Genomic DNA, 16966 nt, shown 5'->3' with positions numbered 1-16966 from the left:
GGCTCAGGCAGTGGCCCGGATCATCTCGCCCAGCGTGCCGGTGATCTGGTCGATCTGCGCCTTGTCCACGATCAGCGGGGGCGACAGCGCGATGATGTCACCGGTACAGCGCACCAGCAGCCCGCCGTCGTGGAAGCAGCGCCGATAGACCTCGTAGCCCCGGCTGCCCGGCGCATCGCGGCGAGGCGCCAGCTCGACCGCGCCGACCAGGCCGAAGTTGCGGATGTCGATCACGTTGGGGAGGCCCTGCAGCGCATGCAGCCGTTCCTGCCAGTACTCGCCCAGCTCGATGGCGCGCTCGAAAAGGCGCTCCTCGGCGTAGACCTCCAGCGTGGCCAGTGCGGCCGCGCAGGCCAGCGGATGCCCCGAATAGGTATAGCCATGGAACAGCTCGATGGCCTGTGGCGGTGCCTGCATCAGGGTTGCATGCACGGCGTCGCTGGCCAGCACGCCGCCCAGCGGCACTGCGCCGTTGCTGACCGCCTTGGCGAAGGTCAGCAGGTCGGGGGTGACCCCGAAGCGCTGTGCGGCGAATGGCATGCCGACCCTGCCGAAACCGGTGATGACCTCATCGAACACCAGCAGGATGCCGTGGTGGTCGCACAGCTCGCGCAGGCGCTGCAGGTAGCCCGGCGCCGGCAGAATCACCCCGGCGGAACCGGCAATGGGTTCGACGAAGACCGCCGCGATGGTTGAGGCATCATGCAGTGCGATCAGTCGTTCCAGGTCATCGGCCAGCTCGGCGCCCTGGCGCGGCAGGCCTTTGCTGAACGCATTGCGCTGCAGGTCCAGGGTGTGGCGCAGGTAGTCCACGCCGCCCAGCTGCAGACCGAACGCCCTGCGGTTGTTGGGCAAGCCGCCCAGCGCCATGCCGCCGAAGCCCACGCCGTGGTAGGCCTTCTCGCGGCTGATGAAACGCGTGCGCTGGCCCTCGCCACGCTGGCGGTGGTAGGCCAGCACGATCTTCATCGCGGTATCCACCGCCTCCGAGCCGGAGCTGGTGAAGAACACATGGTTCAGTGGCGTCGGCGCCAATGCGGCCAGTCGCTGCGCCAGCGCGAAGGCCGGCGGTGAGCCCATCTGGAAGGCCGGCGAGTAGTCGAGCGTGCGTGCCTGCTCGACGATGGCCTCGACGATGCGTGGGCGGGCATGGCCCGCGTTGCAGCACCAGAGGCCGGCGGTGCCATCGAGGATCTGGCGGCCGTCGACATCCTCGTAGTGCATGCCCTCGGCACGCACCAGCACACGCGGCGCGGCCTTGAACTGGCGGTTGGCGGTGAACGGCATCCAGTACGCCTCCAATGACTCCGGGCGTTGGGTAGCCAGATCGTGCAGGTCGCTCGCGGAACGCTTCATGCCAGCTCCATCGGGTCCGATGGGGGAAATGTAGCGCAGCCACGTCACGGCGGAGTCGCGGCCGCGCCGGTATAACCGGGGAAACTGTTCCGAGGAGCCCGACATGGCCGCCTTTCCCGACCGCAGCCACTGGCAGGTGCTGGCCCAGCAGCTTTCGATATCCGCACAGGCCTTCATTGATGGTCGTTACACCGACGCTGCCAGCGGCGCGCGCTTCGACTGCATCAGCCCGATTGATGGGCGCGTGCTGGCGGTGGTCGCCGACTGCGATGCAGATGACGTAGAGCGCGCAGTGCGGTCGGCGCGGCGTGCCTTCGATGCGGGCCACTGGTCAGAGGCCAGCCCGGCCCATCGCAAGCGGGTGTTACTGGCCTTGGCGGCATTGGTGGAAAAGCACGCTGATGAGTTGGCCCTGCTGGAAACCCTGGACATGGGCAAGCCGGTGCGCGACGCACGCCGTATCGACCTGCCCGGCGTGGTGCGCTGCCTGCGCTGGACCGCCGAAGCGGTGGACAAGCTGTACGGCGAAGTCGCACCGACTGGCCCACACGAGCTGGGCCTGGTCACGCGCGAGCCAGCCGGCGTGGTCGCAGCGATCGTGCCATGGAACTTTCCGTTGCTGATGGCCTGCTGGAAGATCGCGCCTGCGCTGGCCATGGGCAATTCGGTGGTGCTCAAGCCTTCCGAGCGGTCGCCCTTGAGTGCGTTGCGATTGGCCGCGCTGGCCGCTGAGGCGGGCCTGCCGGACGGCGTGCTGAACGTATTGCCAGGCCACGGTACGCGCGTCGGTGAACCGTTGGCGCTGCACATGGATGTGGACGTGCTGGCCTTCACCGGTTCCACCGCCACCGGCGCGAAGCTGCTGGAGCATGCGGGACGGTCCAACCTCAAGCGGGTCTGGCTGGAATGCGGTGGCAAAAGCCCGCACCTGGTGTTCGCCGATGCACCGGACCTGGACGCAGCGGCCAAGGCCGTGGCGCAGGGCATCTTCTTCAACCAGGGCGAAGTCTGCACCGCCGGCTCGCGGCTGCTGGTGCAGCGCTCGATCCGTGAGGACTTCGTGCACCAGGTGATTGCCTACGGCCAGCATATGCAGCCGCAGCATCCACTGGAGGCCGATGCACCGATGGGCGCGCTGGTCGATGCCGCGCACGTGCACAAGGTGCTGGCCGATATCGCACGGGCCGAAGGCGAGGGCGCCCGCCTGCTGCTCGGCGGCCATCGGGCCGAGGTGGAGGCCGGCGGCTGCTATGTGCAGCCCACGGTGTTCGACCAGGTGCGTCCGGACCACGCGTTGGCACGCGAGGAGGTGTTCGGCCCGGTGCTGGCGGTACTTGGTTTCGAGGACGAAGCAGAGGCAGTGCGCGTGGCCAATGACAGCCGCTATGGGTTGGCGGCGGGCCTGTGGACACGTGACCTCGGCCGCGCCCATCGCGTCGCACGCCAGCTGCGCGCCGGCAGCGTGTGGGTGAACGGCTGGGATGGTGGCGACATGACCGCACCGTTCGGTGGCTACAAGCAGTCCGGCAATGGGCGCGACAAGTCACTGCATGCGTTCGACAAGTACAGCGAGATCAAGGCCACCTGGATCCAGCTGTAACGACGTGGCGGCTTGACCGCTGTTCGTTCTTTGTAGCGTCGAGCCCTGCTCGACTGCTTCTCGCGAAGAGCAGTCGAGCGTTGCTCGACTCTGCAGAAGGCAGACAGCCGTCGAGCTACCGGCAGCGGGCACTCACCTGCAGCACTGCCGCGCGCAGCATGTCGCGGTCGGCGTCTTCGACCGCGTTCTGGAAATAGTCCATGTCCTGTTTACCCAGTTCGCACGGGTCGACGATGTATCCCGGCGGCCAAAGCCCCAGCAGTTGCGCCACGCCATGCACGATCTGCTCGGGGCTCATCTGCCGACGGATCCGGAAGTAATTGCGGCGAGGCCCGAACGCAGGATGGACCTCGCGCCGACCGATCAGGCGCGGCGCCACGCCAGCTGCGCTGATGCCGTCACCACCGTCGATGCTGCCCGCAGGCAGGCTCAGGATCAGTGGCGCCACTGCAGCCACGTTCCCCGGGGCAGGCAGGGCGCTCTCTGCCTGTGCAACCGGAGCAGGGCGGGGCATCATCGATGCGGCCGGACGCGTCATCTTTACGGAGGGCGAGGCGGGCTGTTGAGGTACCGGCGCCGGCGGTTCCAGTGGCAGCCAATGCAGCGAGATCCGCGGGCCCTCACCGCTGCGCAGTTCGATCCGGCCGCTGTCCAGCAGCCACAGAGCGAGCCCGCCATGCACCAGCAGTACCACCAGCCACGCCGCCATCCGCGGCAGCTTCGGCGAATCGGAGCATGACAACGCAACTGCAGCCATGGGCAAGGCATCCATGCAGGGACCGGTGGCGCAGCCTAGCCGGCGGCCGGAAAAATTCCGTTGGCATCGGTGTCGGCTGAAACCATCGTCCCGTGCGGCCATCGGCCCGTGGCAGAATCGGGCGATCCGCCGTTACCCGTGTTGCCGATGTCGACGATCACTGCTGCCGCGCCACCCGTGAATTCCCCCCGTCGTGTCCTGCTGGCCAGCCTGATCGGCACCACCATCGAATTCTTCGATTTCTATATCTACGCCACGGCCGCCGTGCTGGTGTTCCCGCACCTGTTCTTTCCGGACAGCAGTGAGCAGGCGGCCCTGCTGCAGTCACTGGCGACCTTCGCGGTGGCGTTCATCGCGCGTCCGGTCGGCTCGGCGGTGTTCGGCCATTTCGGCGACCGCATCGGCCGCAAGGCCACTCTGGTCGCCGCGCTGCTGACCATGGGCCTGTCCACGGTGCTGATCGGCCTGCTGCCGACCCACGCGCAGATCGGGCTGTGGGCGCCGGCGCTGCTGGCGCTGTGCCGTTTCGGCCAGGGCCTGGGGCTGGGCGGCGAGTGGGGTGGGGCGGTGCTGCTGGCCACCGAGAATGCGCCGCCGGGCAAGCGCGCCTGGTACGGCATGTTCCCGCAGCTGGGCGCACCGCTCGGCTTCCTGCTGTCGGCCGGCATCTTCCTCGTGCTCGGCCGCTGCCTGAGCCAGAACGACTTCCTGCAGTGGGGCTGGCGCATTCCGTTCGTGGCCAGCGCACTGCTGGTCGGCCTTGGCCTGTGGGTGCGCCTGAACATCCACGAGACACCGGACTTCAAGAAGGCGCTGGAGCGCAAGGCGCCGGTGCGGTTGCCGATGTGGACGGTACTGCGTGACCACCCGGTACCGATGCTGCTCGGCACGCTGGGCGCCTTCGCCACCTTCGTGCTGTTCTACCTGATGACGGTGTTCAGTCTCGGCCATGGCACCGCGGTGCTGGGCTACAGCCGCGAGCAGTTCCTGCTGATGCAGATGGCCGGCATGCTGTTCTTCGCGCTGGGCATCCCGCTGTCGGCGCGCTATGGCGACCGTTGGGGCACGCGGCGCACGATGATTGTTGCCAGCGTACTGATCGTCGGCTTCGGCGTACTGTTCGCGCCGTTGTTCCAGCCGCACAGCCCGTGGCTGGTCACCGCCTTCCTGTGCCTGGGCCTGTTCCTGATGGGGCTGACCTACGGCCCCTGCGGTACCTTCCTGGCCGAGATCTACCCGGTGGAGGTGCGCTACACCGGTGCCTCGCTGTCCTTCAATCTGGCCGGCATCCTCGGTGCGGCACCGGCGCCGTACCTGGCCACCTGGCTGGCCGAGCGCTTCGGCCTGGTTGCGGTGGGTTACTACCTGTGCCTGACCGCGGTGGCCACCCTGTGCGCGCTGGTGGCACTGCACCGGCGCGCGCTGCGGCTCAACCAAAGAAGCGCTTGAGCGTGCGACCCAGCCAGCCGCCGCCCTGGTGTTCGCGGGCGAACTGGTTCAGGTGCGCCTTGACCTGTTCGGCATAGGCCTGGTCGTCGCCGCGGATGTGGTTGAACAGCCAGCGCGAGAGCATGGTGCGCAGCTCGTCACTGATGTCCTCGCCGGCCTGGAAGCGCATGCGGTACTCCGAGACACGCTTGATGAAGACCTCATGCACGCGTTTGTGCGCGGCACAGAACGGGTAGCCCGCTTCCTCCATCAGCTCTTCCTCGAACGCGAAGTGCGACATGGTGTAGTCCACCACCTCGTCGATCACTTCACCCACTGCGGCACGCTGCATGCTGGCCTGGGCCACGTGCAGGTGGTTGAGCATTTCGATGATGCGGCGGTGTTGTTGGTCGATCACATCGATGCCGATGTTCAGATCGTCCTGCCAGACCAGTAGTGCCATCCCCGGCTCCCCTTCATGCGTATGTCGGGGCGGACTGTAGAGCCGCCCGGCGCGGGCGGCGTTGATCTGGATCAAAGCGTACGGGTCAGGGCAGCGCCGGCTCGCGTGGGCGCAGCGGGCTGGCGACCGTGGTGCAGCTGACCCGGTTGCGGCCACCGGCCTTGGCCAGGTACAGCTGGCGGTCGGCTTCGGAGATCAGCCGGTGCAGTGCATCGCGCTGCGGGCGCAGGCAGCACAGCCCGATGCTGACCGTCATGCGCAGCGTGGCGGTGCCGATGTCCACCTCCAGCGCGGCGATGCGCTGGCGCAGCTCCTCGAAGTACAGCAGCGCCTCGTCCTGTTCCATGTCCGGCACCAGCAGGCAGAATTCCTCGCCGCCGAAGCGCGCGATCAGGTCGTGGCTGCGTGCATGCGTGGCCACCGCGCCGGCCACCGCGCGCAGCGCATCGTCGCCGGCTTCGTGGCCATGGGTGTCATTGATGTGCTTGAAGTGGTCGATGTCGATCATCGCCACCGCCACGCACTGGCCGTGCAGCTGCAGCTGCGGCAGCTGGCGCTGGCTCTGCTCCAGGAAGCAGCGGCGGTTGGGCAGGCCGGTGAGGAAATCGCGGGTGGCCAGGTCCTGCAGGGTGCCGATCAGCTCCAGCTGGTCCACATTCTGCGAGACCCGGCAGAAGAATTCCTCGCGCGAGAACGGCTTGCGCAGGAAATCGTTGGCGCCGTTCTTCAGGAAGCGCGGAATCAACGATGCATCGGTATTGCCGGAGATGCCGATCACCGCCACCTTGTCGCGCGAACGCAGGGTGCGCAGGCGGCGGGTGAACTCCACGCCCTGCATGCCCGGCATTTCCTGGTCGACCACGGCCAGGCGGATCGCCGGATGCGCCTCGATCGCGGCCAGGCCTTCGTTGCCATCGGCCGCTTCGTGCACCTCATGGCCGTACATGCGCAGCAAGGCTGCGGCGTAACCGCGCGCGGACGGTGAGTCGTCCACTACCAGCGCGGCGATGCGCCGGTTGCGCTCCAGCCGCTGCACCAGCCACACCAGGTAATCGATGCTGCCGGGAGTGTTCTTCAGCACGTAGTCGATGATCTGCTGCTGCAGCACGCGCTTGCGCAGGTCCTCGTCGTAGACGCCGCTGACCACCACGGTGGGCAGGTCGCGCTTGAGGAAGAACTCGACCACCGCGTCGCGGTCGCCATCGGCCAGGACCAGCCCGGTCAGTACCAGGAACCAGCCGCCACCTTCGCTCAGCAGGCGGTCGGCCTCGGCCAGGGTGGAGGCGATCACCACCGGCAGTTCCAGGCGCTGCTCGATGGCCTCGCGCAGCATGCCGGTGAAGGCGCGGGAGTTTTCGACCAGCAGGATCCGCTGCGGCAGCGGATCGGTCAGGTCGCCATCGACGGCGGCCTGCGGCAGGACGGGCATGATGCGGTGGCTCACGAGGGAGGGGCTCGGCACGGATAACGGCGGTTTCGGGTGTAACTTTAGCGGCGAACGTTGCGCGCCGGGCCAGATTCCGCGTCAGGCCGCCGCTGGCGACGCGTGGGTGATCGGTTCATGCAGGACCAGCCGCAGACGATTGCTGCGGCAGTGGACCGTTCCGCCGTAGGCAAGCATCCGTCCGGCCAGGCGCTCGACGGCCTGTTGGGTGGTACGCGTGGAAAGCGGACAACCACGATCGAGCAGGCTCACCACGGCAACAATGCCGCGATGCTTGCCTGCCCGACCGCTTCGGGCGCGCACGCAGACCTGCCCGGTTTCCAGTTCCAGCAGAAGTGAAACCGCCTCGATCAGCGAGCGATAGATGGCCAGTTGCAGATCCACGGTCAGCAGGCAGGGATTGCCCGCCAGCCTGGGTGGAATGACGCGATGCGTGTTGTTCCAGATTTCGCATGCACCGCCGGCTTGCAGCGCGATGTAGAGCCCGACGTGCTCCAGTCCGGTGGGATAGACCAGGCTGGCCTGTTCGCGAAACAGCCGTGAATGTACCGACGACGCGTGCTGCAGGCTGTTTGCGACCGCATGGTGGCCTTGGGACTTCAGCCAGCTGACCATCTCGCTGAGCGAATTGTCCATGCCCTCGCCCAGGTGCTTCAGGTGGACGGCCCGTTCACGCAGCTCACGCTCGCTGGTCTGAAGTGAGCCGCGTGCCAGGCGCAGCGTGGTTGCCTCGGCCAGGCCGCGGGACCGGGCGCGCTGATGGTGATAGCTGATGCTGGAACCGAGTGCCAGCAGTGCGACACTCATCACCGCCATGTTCTGTTGGGTGGTGAACGTGCCCAGGTCGAACGAGGAAGGCAGGCCAGTGCTGGGCGTTGCGCCGTGCAGGGGGAGGTTCAACAACGGAATCGCGATGGCTGCGCCGCGCCACCCGTGCATGAAGGTCAGGGCGATGGCGGGCAGGGCGGCCAGCAGCACCATGTGTGTCCGCGTCGTGTGGGCGTCGGCGCGTGTCAATTGCATGCACAGGCCCAGCACCAGCATCACCAGGATCGCCGAGGCGGTAGGGGCGACGAAACGGTCTGTCCAACCGGGGTCGGCCTGCCGCCGCGACCAGAGGAATGCCAACGGCACCAGGGTGATGATGGCGGCGAAGTGGCCAAAGATCGCCCGGTCGACCGCGTCCAGCAGGTTGCTGGGTGGTGGGTTCGACCATAGGACATATGAAATGCCCAGGTTGAGACCCGGCACGAACAACGCTGTGCAGAACGACAGCGACAGCAGCCACAGACCGGTGGCTGCTTCGGACGGCATTCTCATCCGATGCAGGTAGACCACCAGCATCGCCATCGGCATCAGCAGCGTCGAAGCCAGGATGACCCAATCCAGGCCGTAGGTGTCGATCATGGGGATGCGCAGCGTTGCAAAGTGCGCGTACTCGCCCAGCAGCAGGTAGGGCCACAGGCGGGTCGGGACGATCAGCAGTGCCGCTGCGCGGATGCCCGCCGGCAGGAAGAACTGATCCAGCGAAAACTGACGCGAGCCGAGGCAGCTCAGCGCATAGACGGCCGCGAGTGCGATGCCGGCTGGCCGGATACGGAGGCTCAGTTCAACTGCCTTCTTGAATCGGTCCAAACCCGAGCCTCCCTTGCTCGTGACATGGCAGCGGCCGTGCGGGTTGCTTGAACGCGCCATGACGCGCCATTGGATGACAGTATCGATGGAAGCAGGGGGGCGCAATTGCACGCCGGCGCCAGATCCTGACGGGGTGGGTTCGGCGCCGACCAAAGATCACTTTCGCGCAATGATCTGCAGCTCCTTTCACCGGGATAGTCAGATCGCGGCCCGGGGGGCGCCAGTGTCCATGGAGCGTGTGCTTTCCCTCAAGGCTTCAGTAGTGCCTGCCTGGCGGGGAGCGTCCCGTGCTTCGGTCAACACCATCCTGAGCCTGTTGCCACTCAGGTCCATGTGGCCAGCGTGTGCGAGCACTCGGCCCAGCAGCTGCTCGTTTGCCAGCGCCTTTGCACGGCTTCCCAGTGATGCGTGGCGGTCCAGAAGAGCCACGCAGATGAAGGCACCACGCTTCCGGAAGGAGCTTCCGCAGCGGATACTGACCGAGATCTGTCCACACTCGCACTTCAATAGAAGCGAGACCGCATCGACCACGAGTCGATAGGCAGCAAGCTGCAGGCCGACCCCGAGTGCGCAGGGGTCACCCTTCAACCTCGGCTGGCCGATGCGATGCGCAGCATTCCATGCCTCGCGCACCCCGCCAGCCTGCAACGCCACGTACAGGCCCAGCTGTTCCAGGGCGGCGGGATAGATCATGCTGGCCTGGGCCCGGAACAGGCGCGAATGCACCTCAGAGGTATGCCGCAGGCTGTCGGCCACGGCGTGATGACCCTGCGCATGCAGCCAGTTCACCATTTCGTTCAGCGACAGGTCCATGCCATCGCCCAGCTGGCGCAGATGGGCCGCGCGCTCACGCAGGTCCATCTCGCTGGCCAGGTGTGAATTCCGAGCAAGCTGCAGGGCCGCTCTACCATCTTCCTCGTGCAGCCGGTGCTGGGTCTGGAAGTGGGTGATGCGCGCACCCAGCAACAGCAGGGCGATGCTGGCGATGGCCATGGCCTGCTGGGTAGCGAAGGTAGCCGGGTCGAATGCGGTCGGATGGTCGGCGGGGGTGCTGAGGCCAAGAATCATGTTAACGGCGGCGACACCGATGGCCGCACCGCGCCATCCCAGCAGGCAGGTCAGTGCGATCGCGGGAATAGGCAGGATCAACAGCAGCTGCAGCGAGCCGGGGGCCGTGATCGAGGCCGGTACCGGCGTCGCCTGCAGGCCAATGACCAGCATGGCGCCGAGTGCTGCGACCGTGGCCGCGACAGACCCGGTTGTCCATTTTTCCTCGGCGCGTCGGATCCACAGCAATGCCAGGGGTGCCAGGATCAGGATGCCGGTGAAGTCGCCCAGCGCATAGCGCAGCACATTGGTGAGTAATGTCTCTTCATGCAACGGTGCCCACATCACATACGAGATTCCGAGGTTGAGCAGGCTGACGACCGTCGCGGCGCATACCGCAATGGAGATCACGCCGACGATCGTGGTGCGTGCCAGCAGCTTCCGGTGCAGGCGCACGATCAGCATCACGGCAGGCATCAGGAACACCGAGGCCAGGATTACCCAGGTCAGGTTGTATTTGCTGATCAGGGGGATGCGCAGATGCGCGAAGTAGGCGTATTCACCCATCAGCAGGTAGGGCCAAAGACGCGGCGGGCACAGCAACAGCGCGGCCACCCGCACGCCGGCAGGCAGGAAGAACTGGTCCAGTGACAGCTTGCGCGCACCCCAGCAGGCGAGGGCATAGAGCAGCGCCAGCGCCAGCCCTTCTGGGCTGACCCGTATCCTCACCAGCAGGCCGTCCTTCCACCACTGCATCCACGTGCTCCCCAGCTCCTGCGCCGATTATGTGGCTGGGAAGGGCCCGGCTACCACAACGCATCCCGCAGCTTGTACCACGACATCGCCGCCACCAGCAGGGGCGTGCGCAGCAGCCGGCCGCCGGGGAAGGGCGCATGCCGCAGGCGCTGGAACACGTCCAGACGCTCGCTCTGGCCGGCAATGGCGGCGGCGATCACCTCGCCGGCCAGTCCGGCGGCGGCCACCCCATGGCCGGAGAATCCCTGCGCGAAGTACAGGTTGCCGTCCAGCCGGCCCCAGTGCGGGGCGCGGTTGCGGGTGATGTCCACGTAGCCACCCCAGACCTGGTCCAGTACCACGTCGGCCAGCTGCGGGAAGACGTCGTGCATGCGTCGCTGCATCACCCCGCGCAGGCCGGGCGGGGGCAGTGCCGAGTAGCTGGCGCGGCCGCCGAACAGCAGGCGGTGGTCGTGGCTGAGGCGGAAGTAGTCCAGTGCCCAGGCGGTGTCGGCCACGGCCATGTTGTTGCCGATCAGGGCGCGGGCACGTTCTGCGCCCAGTGGCTCACTGGCACCGATATAGGTGCCCACCGGCATGATCCGCCGTTCCAGCTCGGGCAGCAGGCCCTGCAGCCAGGCATTGCCGGCCACCACCAGATGCATGGCGCGCACGCTGCCCTGGGCAGTGTGCAGGCTCGGCCGTGGCCCGCGCTGGATGCGCACGACGGGCGAATTCTCGTGGATGACCACACCTGCCGCGCGCGCTGCATCGGCCAGACCGCGTGCATACGCCAGCGGGTGCAGGTGTGCGCTGAGCGGGTCGAACATCGCGGCGCGGTAGCGCGGGCTGTCCAGCTGCGCGCGCAGAGCGTCACGGCCCCACCACTGCATGGGGTAGTCGTAGTGGCGTTGCAGGTGCTCGCAGTTGGCGCGCAGGTCACGCTCGTGGCGTTCACGGATGGCCACGCTGGCGTGGCCTTCAACCCAATGGCAGTCGATGCGGTGGCGATCGATGCGCGTGCGCATCGCCTGCACCGCGTCGCGCGACCAGTCGAACAGGTGGCGTGCATCATCACGACCCAGCTGACGCTCCAGTTCGTCCACCTCGCAGCCGTAGCCGACCAGCGCCTGGCCACCATTGCGGCCGGACGCGCCCCAACCGATCCGCTGCGCCTCCAGCACCACCACGCGCTGGCCACGTGAGGCCAGTTCCAGGGCCGCGGTCAGGCCGGTGTAGCCCGCACCAAGCACTGCGACATCGGCCTGAACCTCGCCCTGCAGCGGGGGCAGCGCGGGTGGTTCGGGCAGGCTGGCGGCATACCAGCTGGGCGGGAACGCGGCACTCACCGCAGGCCTCGCGGGCGCAGTGCGGTGGAGGAGAGCGGGGGAGGACGATCAGCATTCACCCGAGTAGTTTCGCCGATGCGTGACAGCCATGGTGTGACGGCGACGACTTGCCGCCTTCGCCTGACGGCGGGTAACGTGTCGGCACGCCAAGGAGTTTTCCCATGCGCCGCCTGCCCTGGGTGGGCCTGCCCACCGACAGCACCGTGCTCGGCCATCACCGTTTCGCGGTGGCCGGCGAGAAGTACGTGCGCGCGCTGGCCGAGGCCGCCGAGGTGACCCCGGTACTGTTGCCGAGCGTGCAGCCGCCGCTGCCGGCCGGCGACTGGCTGCAGGGGCTCGATGGCCTGCTGTTGACCGGTGCGGTCAGCAACATCGAACCGCAGCATTACGACGGCGGTCGCAGCTGGCCGGGCAATCCGCATGACCCGGCCCGTGACGCCAACGCGTTCGCGCTGCTGCACGAGGCGCTGGCGCTGGACCTGCCGGTGCTGGCGATCTGCCGCGGCCTGCAGGAGCTGAACGTTGCGCTGGGTGGCACGTTGCATCCGCAGGTGCACGCGGCGCCCGGTCTTTCGGATCATCGTGAAGACCCGAAGGCGCCGGTTGATGTGCAGTACGGGCCGGCCCATGCGGTCGCCCTGGCGGCGGATGGCTGGCTGGCGCAGTGGCAAGGCGGTGACCGCGCACAGGTCAATTCGGTTCACGGGCAGGGCATCGACCGATTGGCACACGGGCTGCAGGTCGAGGCCTGGGCCGATGATGGACTGGTCGAGGCAGCGCGCAGCCCACGCCATCGTTTCGTGCTCGGCGTACAGTGGCACCCGGAGTGGCGTGTCATGGACTCGCCGTTCTATCACGCTATTTTCCGTGCGTTCGGCCAAGCTTGCCGGCAGCACCAACAGAACCGACTGGATTCCCGATGAGTTCCCGAACGCGCCCGCGCAAGACGGCTACGCCCCCCGCACCGCAGGAAAGCAGCCTGCTGCGCTGGCTGAAGGAGCGGCGCATCACCGAGGTCGAATGCCTGGTCCCGGACATCACCGGCAACGCGCGCGGCAAGATCATTCCCGCCGACAAGTTCTCGCATGATTACGGTACGCGGCTGCCCGAAGGCATTTTCGCCACCACCGTCACCGGCGAGTTCCCTGATGACTACTACGAGCTGACCTCGCCGTCGGACTCGGACATGATGCTGCGTCCCGATCCGGACACGGTGCGCATGGTGCCGTGGGCGGCCGACGCCACCGCGCAGGTCATCCACGACTGTTACACCAAGAACGGTGAGCCGCACGAGCTGGCGCCACGCAACGTACTGCGCCGCGTGCTGGCGGCCTACGCCGAGCTGGGCCTGCGGCCGGTGGTGGCGCCGGAGCTTGAGTTCTTCCTGGTGCAGAAGAACACCGACCCGGACTTCCCGCTGCTGCCACCGGCCGGCCGCTCCGGGCGCCCGGAAACCGCGCGGCAGTCGTACTCGATCGATGCGGTCAACGAATTCGACCCGATCCTCGACCTGATGTACGACTACGCCGATGCGATGAAGCTGGATGTGGACACGCTGATCCACGAATCCGGTGCGGCGCAGCTGGAGGTCAACTTCACCCATGCCGATGCGATGGACCTGGCCGACCAGGTGTTCCTGTTCAAGCGCACCATGCGCGAGGCGGCGATGCGCCACGGCGTGTATGCCACCTTCCTGGCCAAGCCGATGGAGAACGAGCCGGGCAGTGCCATGCACATCCACCAGAGCCTGGTGCGGGTGAGCGACGGCAGCAATGTGTTCGCTGGCGATACCGATGCCGAAGGCGAGTTCAGCCCGGTGTTCGGCCACTATCTGGGCGGCCTGCAGAAGTACGCGCCGCAGGCGATGGCGTTCTTCGCGCCGAACGTGAATTCCTACCGCCGGCTGGTGTTCGGCGAAGTCTCGCCGAGCAACGTGCACTGGGGCTTCGACAACCGCACCTGTGGCCTGCGCGTGCCGCTGGACACGCCGGAAAACATGCGCGTGGAGAGCCGCTTCGCCGGTTCCGACGCCAACCCCTACCTGGCGATGGCGGCGACCCTGGCCTGCGGCCTGCTGGGCATCCGCGAGCGGTTGGCACCGGATGCGCCGGTGACCGGCAGCGCCAAGGAACTGGGCTACAACCTGCCGCGCTCGCTGGGCGAAGCGCTGGATGGGCTGGAGCAGTGCAGCGAACTGCAGGCCCTGCTGGGCGAACGCTTCTGCCGGGCCTACATCTCGGTGAAGCGCAAGGAATACGAGACCTTCTTCCGTGTCATCAGCTCGTGGGAGCGCGAGTTCCTGCTGCTGAACGTCTAAGCATCCGGAATAGAAAAATCCGCCGCCGGGGGGTAGGCTGGCACCCGTCGCCGGCCCCGCCGGCCCCCCTTCCCGCATTCTGGAGCACCCGATGAAGCTGCGTATCCTCACGCTCGGCCTGGCCTCCGCCATGCTCGCCGCCTGTGGCGGTGGCAATGGCGGCGCGCAGGACAGCCAGGTCCTGAACGTCTACAACTACAGCGATTACATCGCCGAGGACACCATCCCGACCTTCGAGAAGGAGAGCGGCATCAAGGTGACCTACGATGTGTTCGACAGCGATGAGATGGTCGAGACCAAGCTGCTGGCTGGCAACAGCGGCTACGACGTGGTGGTGCCGACCCTGAACTTCTTCGGTCGCCAGATCCAGGCCGGTGTGTTCCTGCCGCTGGACAAGAGCAAGATCCCGAACCTGGCCAATCTCGATCCGGCGGTGATGAAGCGCATCGCCACCCAGGACCCGGGCAACCAGTACGGCGTGCCGTACATGATCGGCACCACCGGCATCGGCTACAACGTGGAGATGCTGAAGCAGCGTTTCGGTGGCAGCACCGACATCGCCAACAGCTGGGACCTGGTGTTCAAGCCGGAGAACATCAGCAAGATGAAGGACTGCGGCGTGACCATCCTGGACACGCCGGCCGACATGATCCCGATCGCGCTGCATTACCTGGGCCTGGACCCGCACAGCGGTGACCCGGCCGAGCTGCAGAAGGCGGCCGACCTGCTGAAGTCGATCCGACCGTACGTGCAGAATTTCCACTCCTCGCAGTACGTGGGTTCGCTGGCCAATGGCGGCACCTGCCTGGTGGTCGGCTGGTCGGGTGACATCATCCAGGCCCGCGACCGCGCCGAGGAAGCCAGCAATGGCGTGCACGTGGCCTATTCGATCCCGAAGGAAGGCGCCCCGCAGTGGTTCGACATGCTGGCGATCCCGAAGGACGCCAAGCATCCGGAGGCCGCTTACGCCTTCATCAATTACCTGCTGCAGCCGAAGGTTGCCGCGGCCAACACCAACTTCATCCACTACGCCAACCCGGTGCCGACCGCGACCCCGCTGGTGGATGAGGCGATCCGTACCGACCCGACCATCTACCCGCCGGCCGACGTGGCCGCGAAGATGTTCACGTACTCGATCAACACGCCGGAAACCGACAAGCTCTACACCCGGCTGTGGACCGAGGTGAAGACCGGCCGTTGAGCCGGCCTGGTGCCGCCGCGTCATGCCCGGCGGCTGCCTTACCCTGGGTCGATGCCGGTACTCCCGCTTCGGCCCAGGTGCCGCAGGATGGCAGGCAGCAGGTCGCGTGCATCGCGACCGCCGTTGCACAGGAACGATGAACTCATCCGCTGCAGGTTGTGCATGCCGATGAAGAACAGCCCCGGTTGCGGTGAAACACCGAAGTCGCCGAGCGGGTAGCCATGTGCATCCAGCGCGCCCGGTACGTCGAGCCAGGGCCATTCGGCGACGAAGCCGGTGGCCAGCACCACCGAGCGGATGCCTTCCGCCTGCAGATCCAGTTCACGCGGGGCGGCGTCCGGCTCCCAGTGCAGATAGACCTCCTCCGGAATGTAGCGGGCATCGTCGGTGCGTGGCTCGGGACGCGTGGCGTAGTACGCGCTGGCCAGCGAATCGAGATAGGCGTACTCGGCCTGCGTGGCCTCGATCGCGGTACGCAGCTGCGGGCGCACATCGGCGAAGCGGGCGACGTTTCCATCGAAGCCCTGCAACCGGCCCAGCAGCCTGATGCCCGCGCGGTGCATCGCCAGCAGGCTGATCGAGCTACCCAGGCCACCGTTTCCCTTGCCGGAAATAAGTGGGAACTCCGCGGTGCGGGCCTTGCGCAGCGCATCCGGTTCCCCGGCCAGTACGGCGGCTGCTTCACTCACGTGCTGGTGGATGCGCCCGGCCATGTCCCACCAGGTCATCGAGTCCTTGCCGCGCAGCCGGCGGGTATGCGAATGGCGCTGGGCCAGTGACCAGTGCACGCTGCGACCGCTGTCGCGCAGGTCCTGGGCGATCTGCGCGCCGGACTGCCCACCCCCGATGACCAGCACGGCGCCATCGGGCAGCTGGCGGGCACTGCGGTAGTCGCCCGAGTGCAGCACGGTCAGGCTTGGCGCGGGCGCGAACGGGACCCGGGGCATCCGTGCACGGCGGTATTCACCGGTGGCGACCACCACCGCGCTGGCATGGATCAGCCCCTGGCTGCTGTCGATGGCATAGCCGCCGCACTCGGGCGCGACCCGATGTACCGCGCACCCTTCGCTGATCGGCAACACGCGCTCGTCGGCATAGTCGCGGAGCCGACGGATCACCTCCGGGGCGCCCATGAAGCCTTCCGGGTCGTCACCCGCATAGGCATGGCCGTGCAGGGCCATCGTCGCGTTGGCGGTGTTGGTCTGGAACGACTCCCAGCGCCGCTGCCAGCTGGCGCCCACGGTTTCGGCCTCCAGCACGCGATGCTCGACGCCGGCTTCCTGCAGGAGCGCGCTGAGGGACAGCCCGGCCTGGCCGGCGCCGATGATGACCAGCGGCAGCCTTGCAGGCAGGGAGCCCGGCAGGCGGGGCGGGAAAGGGGAGGGGCTGTCCGGGGAAGTCACGAGGGTGGGTCCATGCAAGGCCTTGATCAGGGCCATTGCGCGGGGAATGCCCCGGGCCTTCAACAGATCCGGTTCTGAAAAACGTTGCAGATCGAGGCGTCGCCTGTGGTGTCTGGCCGGGACGGCCGCAGGGTCGTCCAGGGGAGCCCGGGCCTTTGCGCGGGCAGGCCACCATGGCGGGGGAAAACCGACACTCCTGGGGCCCCCGGAGCCGGCCAGCGGCCGCTTCCG

At 67.1% G+C, this 16966-nt stretch carries 13 protein-coding genes; 5 read left to right on the top strand and 8 right to left on the bottom strand.

Annotated elements, in window-relative coordinates:
• Positions 1-3: 3 nt before the first annotated feature.
• On the bottom strand, positions 4-1356 hold the full coding sequence (gene aptA, locus AC5P8Y_RS16315) for an omega-aminotransferase AptA (RefSeq protein ID WP_005412783.1): 1353 nt from the start codon (positions 1354-1356) through the stop codon (positions 4-6).
• Between the two features lie 103 nt (positions 1357-1459).
• On the opposite strand from aptA, the gene AC5P8Y_RS16310 reads away from it, so the two are divergent.
• On the top strand, positions 1460-2956 hold the full coding sequence (locus tag AC5P8Y_RS16310; RefSeq protein WP_049402717.1) for an aldehyde dehydrogenase: 1497 nt from the start codon (positions 1460-1462) through the stop codon (positions 2954-2956).
• A 115-nt stretch (positions 2957-3071) separates the two neighbouring features.
• On the opposite strand, the gene AC5P8Y_RS16305 is transcribed toward AC5P8Y_RS16310, so the two are convergent.
• Complete coding sequence (locus AC5P8Y_RS16305) at positions 3072-3713, bottom strand: hypothetical protein (RefSeq protein WP_111188552.1); 642 nt, start codon at positions 3711-3713, stop codon at positions 3072-3074.
• 156 nt (positions 3714-3869) lie between these two features.
• Between AC5P8Y_RS16305 and AC5P8Y_RS16300 the strand changes: the two genes are divergently transcribed.
• A complete protein-coding gene (locus tag AC5P8Y_RS16300) occupies positions 3870-5162 on the top strand; it encodes an MFS transporter (protein ID WP_174842179.1) in 1293 nt (430 codons plus the stop codon).
• Here AC5P8Y_RS16300 and AC5P8Y_RS16295 read toward each other — a convergent pair.
• From AC5P8Y_RS16295 to AC5P8Y_RS16275, 5 genes are all read right to left on the bottom strand, one after another.
• Complete coding sequence (locus AC5P8Y_RS16295; RefSeq protein ID WP_004151683.1) at positions 5143-5604, bottom strand: bacteriohemerythrin; 462 nt, start codon at positions 5602-5604, stop codon at positions 5143-5145. The two genes, AC5P8Y_RS16300 and AC5P8Y_RS16295, sit on opposite strands and share 20 nt — an antisense overlap.
• Positions 5605-5689: 85 nt before the next feature.
• A complete protein-coding gene (locus AC5P8Y_RS16290; RefSeq protein WP_049402719.1) occupies positions 5690-7033 on the bottom strand; it encodes a diguanylate cyclase in 1344 nt (447 codons plus the stop codon).
• 96 nt (positions 7034-7129) lie between these two features.
• The gene (locus tag AC5P8Y_RS16285; protein WP_495202091.1) at positions 7130-8683 is read right to left on the bottom strand and encodes an MASE1 domain-containing protein; all 1554 of its coding nucleotides are present in this window, start codon (positions 8681-8683) and stop codon (positions 7130-7132) included.
• 198 nt (positions 8684-8881) lie between these two features.
• Complete coding sequence (locus AC5P8Y_RS16280; RefSeq protein ID WP_033834724.1) at positions 8882-10486, bottom strand: MASE1 domain-containing protein; 1605 nt, start codon at positions 10484-10486, stop codon at positions 8882-8884.
• A 50-nt stretch (positions 10487-10536) separates the two neighbouring features.
• Complete coding sequence (locus tag AC5P8Y_RS16275) at positions 10537-11814, bottom strand: NAD(P)/FAD-dependent oxidoreductase (RefSeq protein ID WP_049402721.1); 1278 nt, start codon at positions 11812-11814, stop codon at positions 10537-10539.
• A gap of 161 nt (positions 11815-11975) precedes the next feature.
• Between AC5P8Y_RS16275 and AC5P8Y_RS16270 the strand changes: the two genes are divergently transcribed.
• The 3 genes from AC5P8Y_RS16270 to AC5P8Y_RS16260 all read left to right on the top strand — a co-directional run bounded on the left by AC5P8Y_RS16270 (position 11976) and on the right by AC5P8Y_RS16260 (position 15332).
• A complete protein-coding gene (locus AC5P8Y_RS16270) occupies positions 11976-12737 on the top strand; it encodes a gamma-glutamyl-gamma-aminobutyrate hydrolase family protein (RefSeq protein WP_164133510.1) in 762 nt (253 codons plus the stop codon).
• Positions 12734-14131, top strand: coding sequence for a glutamine synthetase family protein (locus tag AC5P8Y_RS16265; protein WP_005408818.1), 1398 nt, complete (start codon positions 12734-12736; stop codon positions 14129-14131). Before AC5P8Y_RS16270 ends, AC5P8Y_RS16265 begins: the two co-directional genes overlap by 4 nt.
• 91 nt (positions 14132-14222) lie before the next feature.
• Positions 14223-15332, top strand: a complete 1110-nt coding sequence (locus AC5P8Y_RS16260; RefSeq protein WP_005408819.1) for a polyamine ABC transporter substrate-binding protein — start codon at positions 14223-14225, stop codon at positions 15330-15332.
• A 38-nt stretch (positions 15333-15370) separates the two neighbouring features.
• On the opposite strand, the gene AC5P8Y_RS16255 is transcribed toward AC5P8Y_RS16260, so the two are convergent.
• Entirely contained in the window at positions 15371-16771 is a 1401-nt protein-coding gene (locus AC5P8Y_RS16255; RefSeq protein WP_164227182.1) for a flavin-containing monooxygenase, read from the bottom strand.
• Between the last annotated feature and the right edge of the window lie 195 nt (positions 16772-16966).

It is taken from the genome of Stenotrophomonas sp. YJH_SMC_12-1 (assembly GCF_059370935.1).
This window is presented reverse-complemented; position numbering and strand designations above follow the sequence as displayed.

Excerpts from the sequence above, each read along its gene's own strand:
- aptA (WP_005412783.1), bottom strand. The coding sequence starts at position 1,356 with ATGAAGCGTTCCGCGAGCGACCTGCACGATCTGGCTACCCAACGCCCG.
- AC5P8Y_RS16310 (WP_049402717.1), top strand. The coding sequence starts at position 1,460 with ATGGCCGCCTTTCCCGACCGCAGCCACTGGCAGGTGCTGGCCCAGCAG.
- AC5P8Y_RS16305 (WP_111188552.1), bottom strand. The coding sequence starts at position 3,713 with ATGGCTGCAGTTGCGTTGTCATGCTCCGATTCGCCGAAGCTGCCGCGG.
- AC5P8Y_RS16295 (WP_004151683.1), bottom strand. The coding sequence starts at position 5,604 with ATGGCACTACTGGTCTGGCAGGACGATCTGAACATCGGCATCGATGTG.
- AC5P8Y_RS16290 (WP_049402719.1), bottom strand. The coding sequence starts at position 7,033 with ATGCCCGTCCTGCCGCAGGCCGCCGTCGATGGCGACCTGACCGATCCG.
- AC5P8Y_RS16280 (WP_033834724.1), bottom strand. The coding sequence starts at position 10,486 with ATGCAGTGGTGGAAGGACGGCCTGCTGGTGAGGATACGGGTCAGCCCA.
- AC5P8Y_RS16270 (WP_164133510.1), top strand. The coding sequence starts at position 11,976 with ATGCGCCGCCTGCCCTGGGTGGGCCTGCCCACCGACAGCACCGTGCTC.
- AC5P8Y_RS16265 (WP_005408818.1), top strand. The coding sequence starts at position 12,734 with ATGAGTTCCCGAACGCGCCCGCGCAAGACGGCTACGCCCCCCGCACCG.
- AC5P8Y_RS16260 (WP_005408819.1), top strand. The coding sequence starts at position 14,223 with ATGAAGCTGCGTATCCTCACGCTCGGCCTGGCCTCCGCCATGCTCGCC.
- AC5P8Y_RS16255 (WP_164227182.1), bottom strand. The coding sequence starts at position 16,771 with ATGGCCCTGATCAAGGCCTTGCATGGACCCACCCTCGTGACTTCCCCG.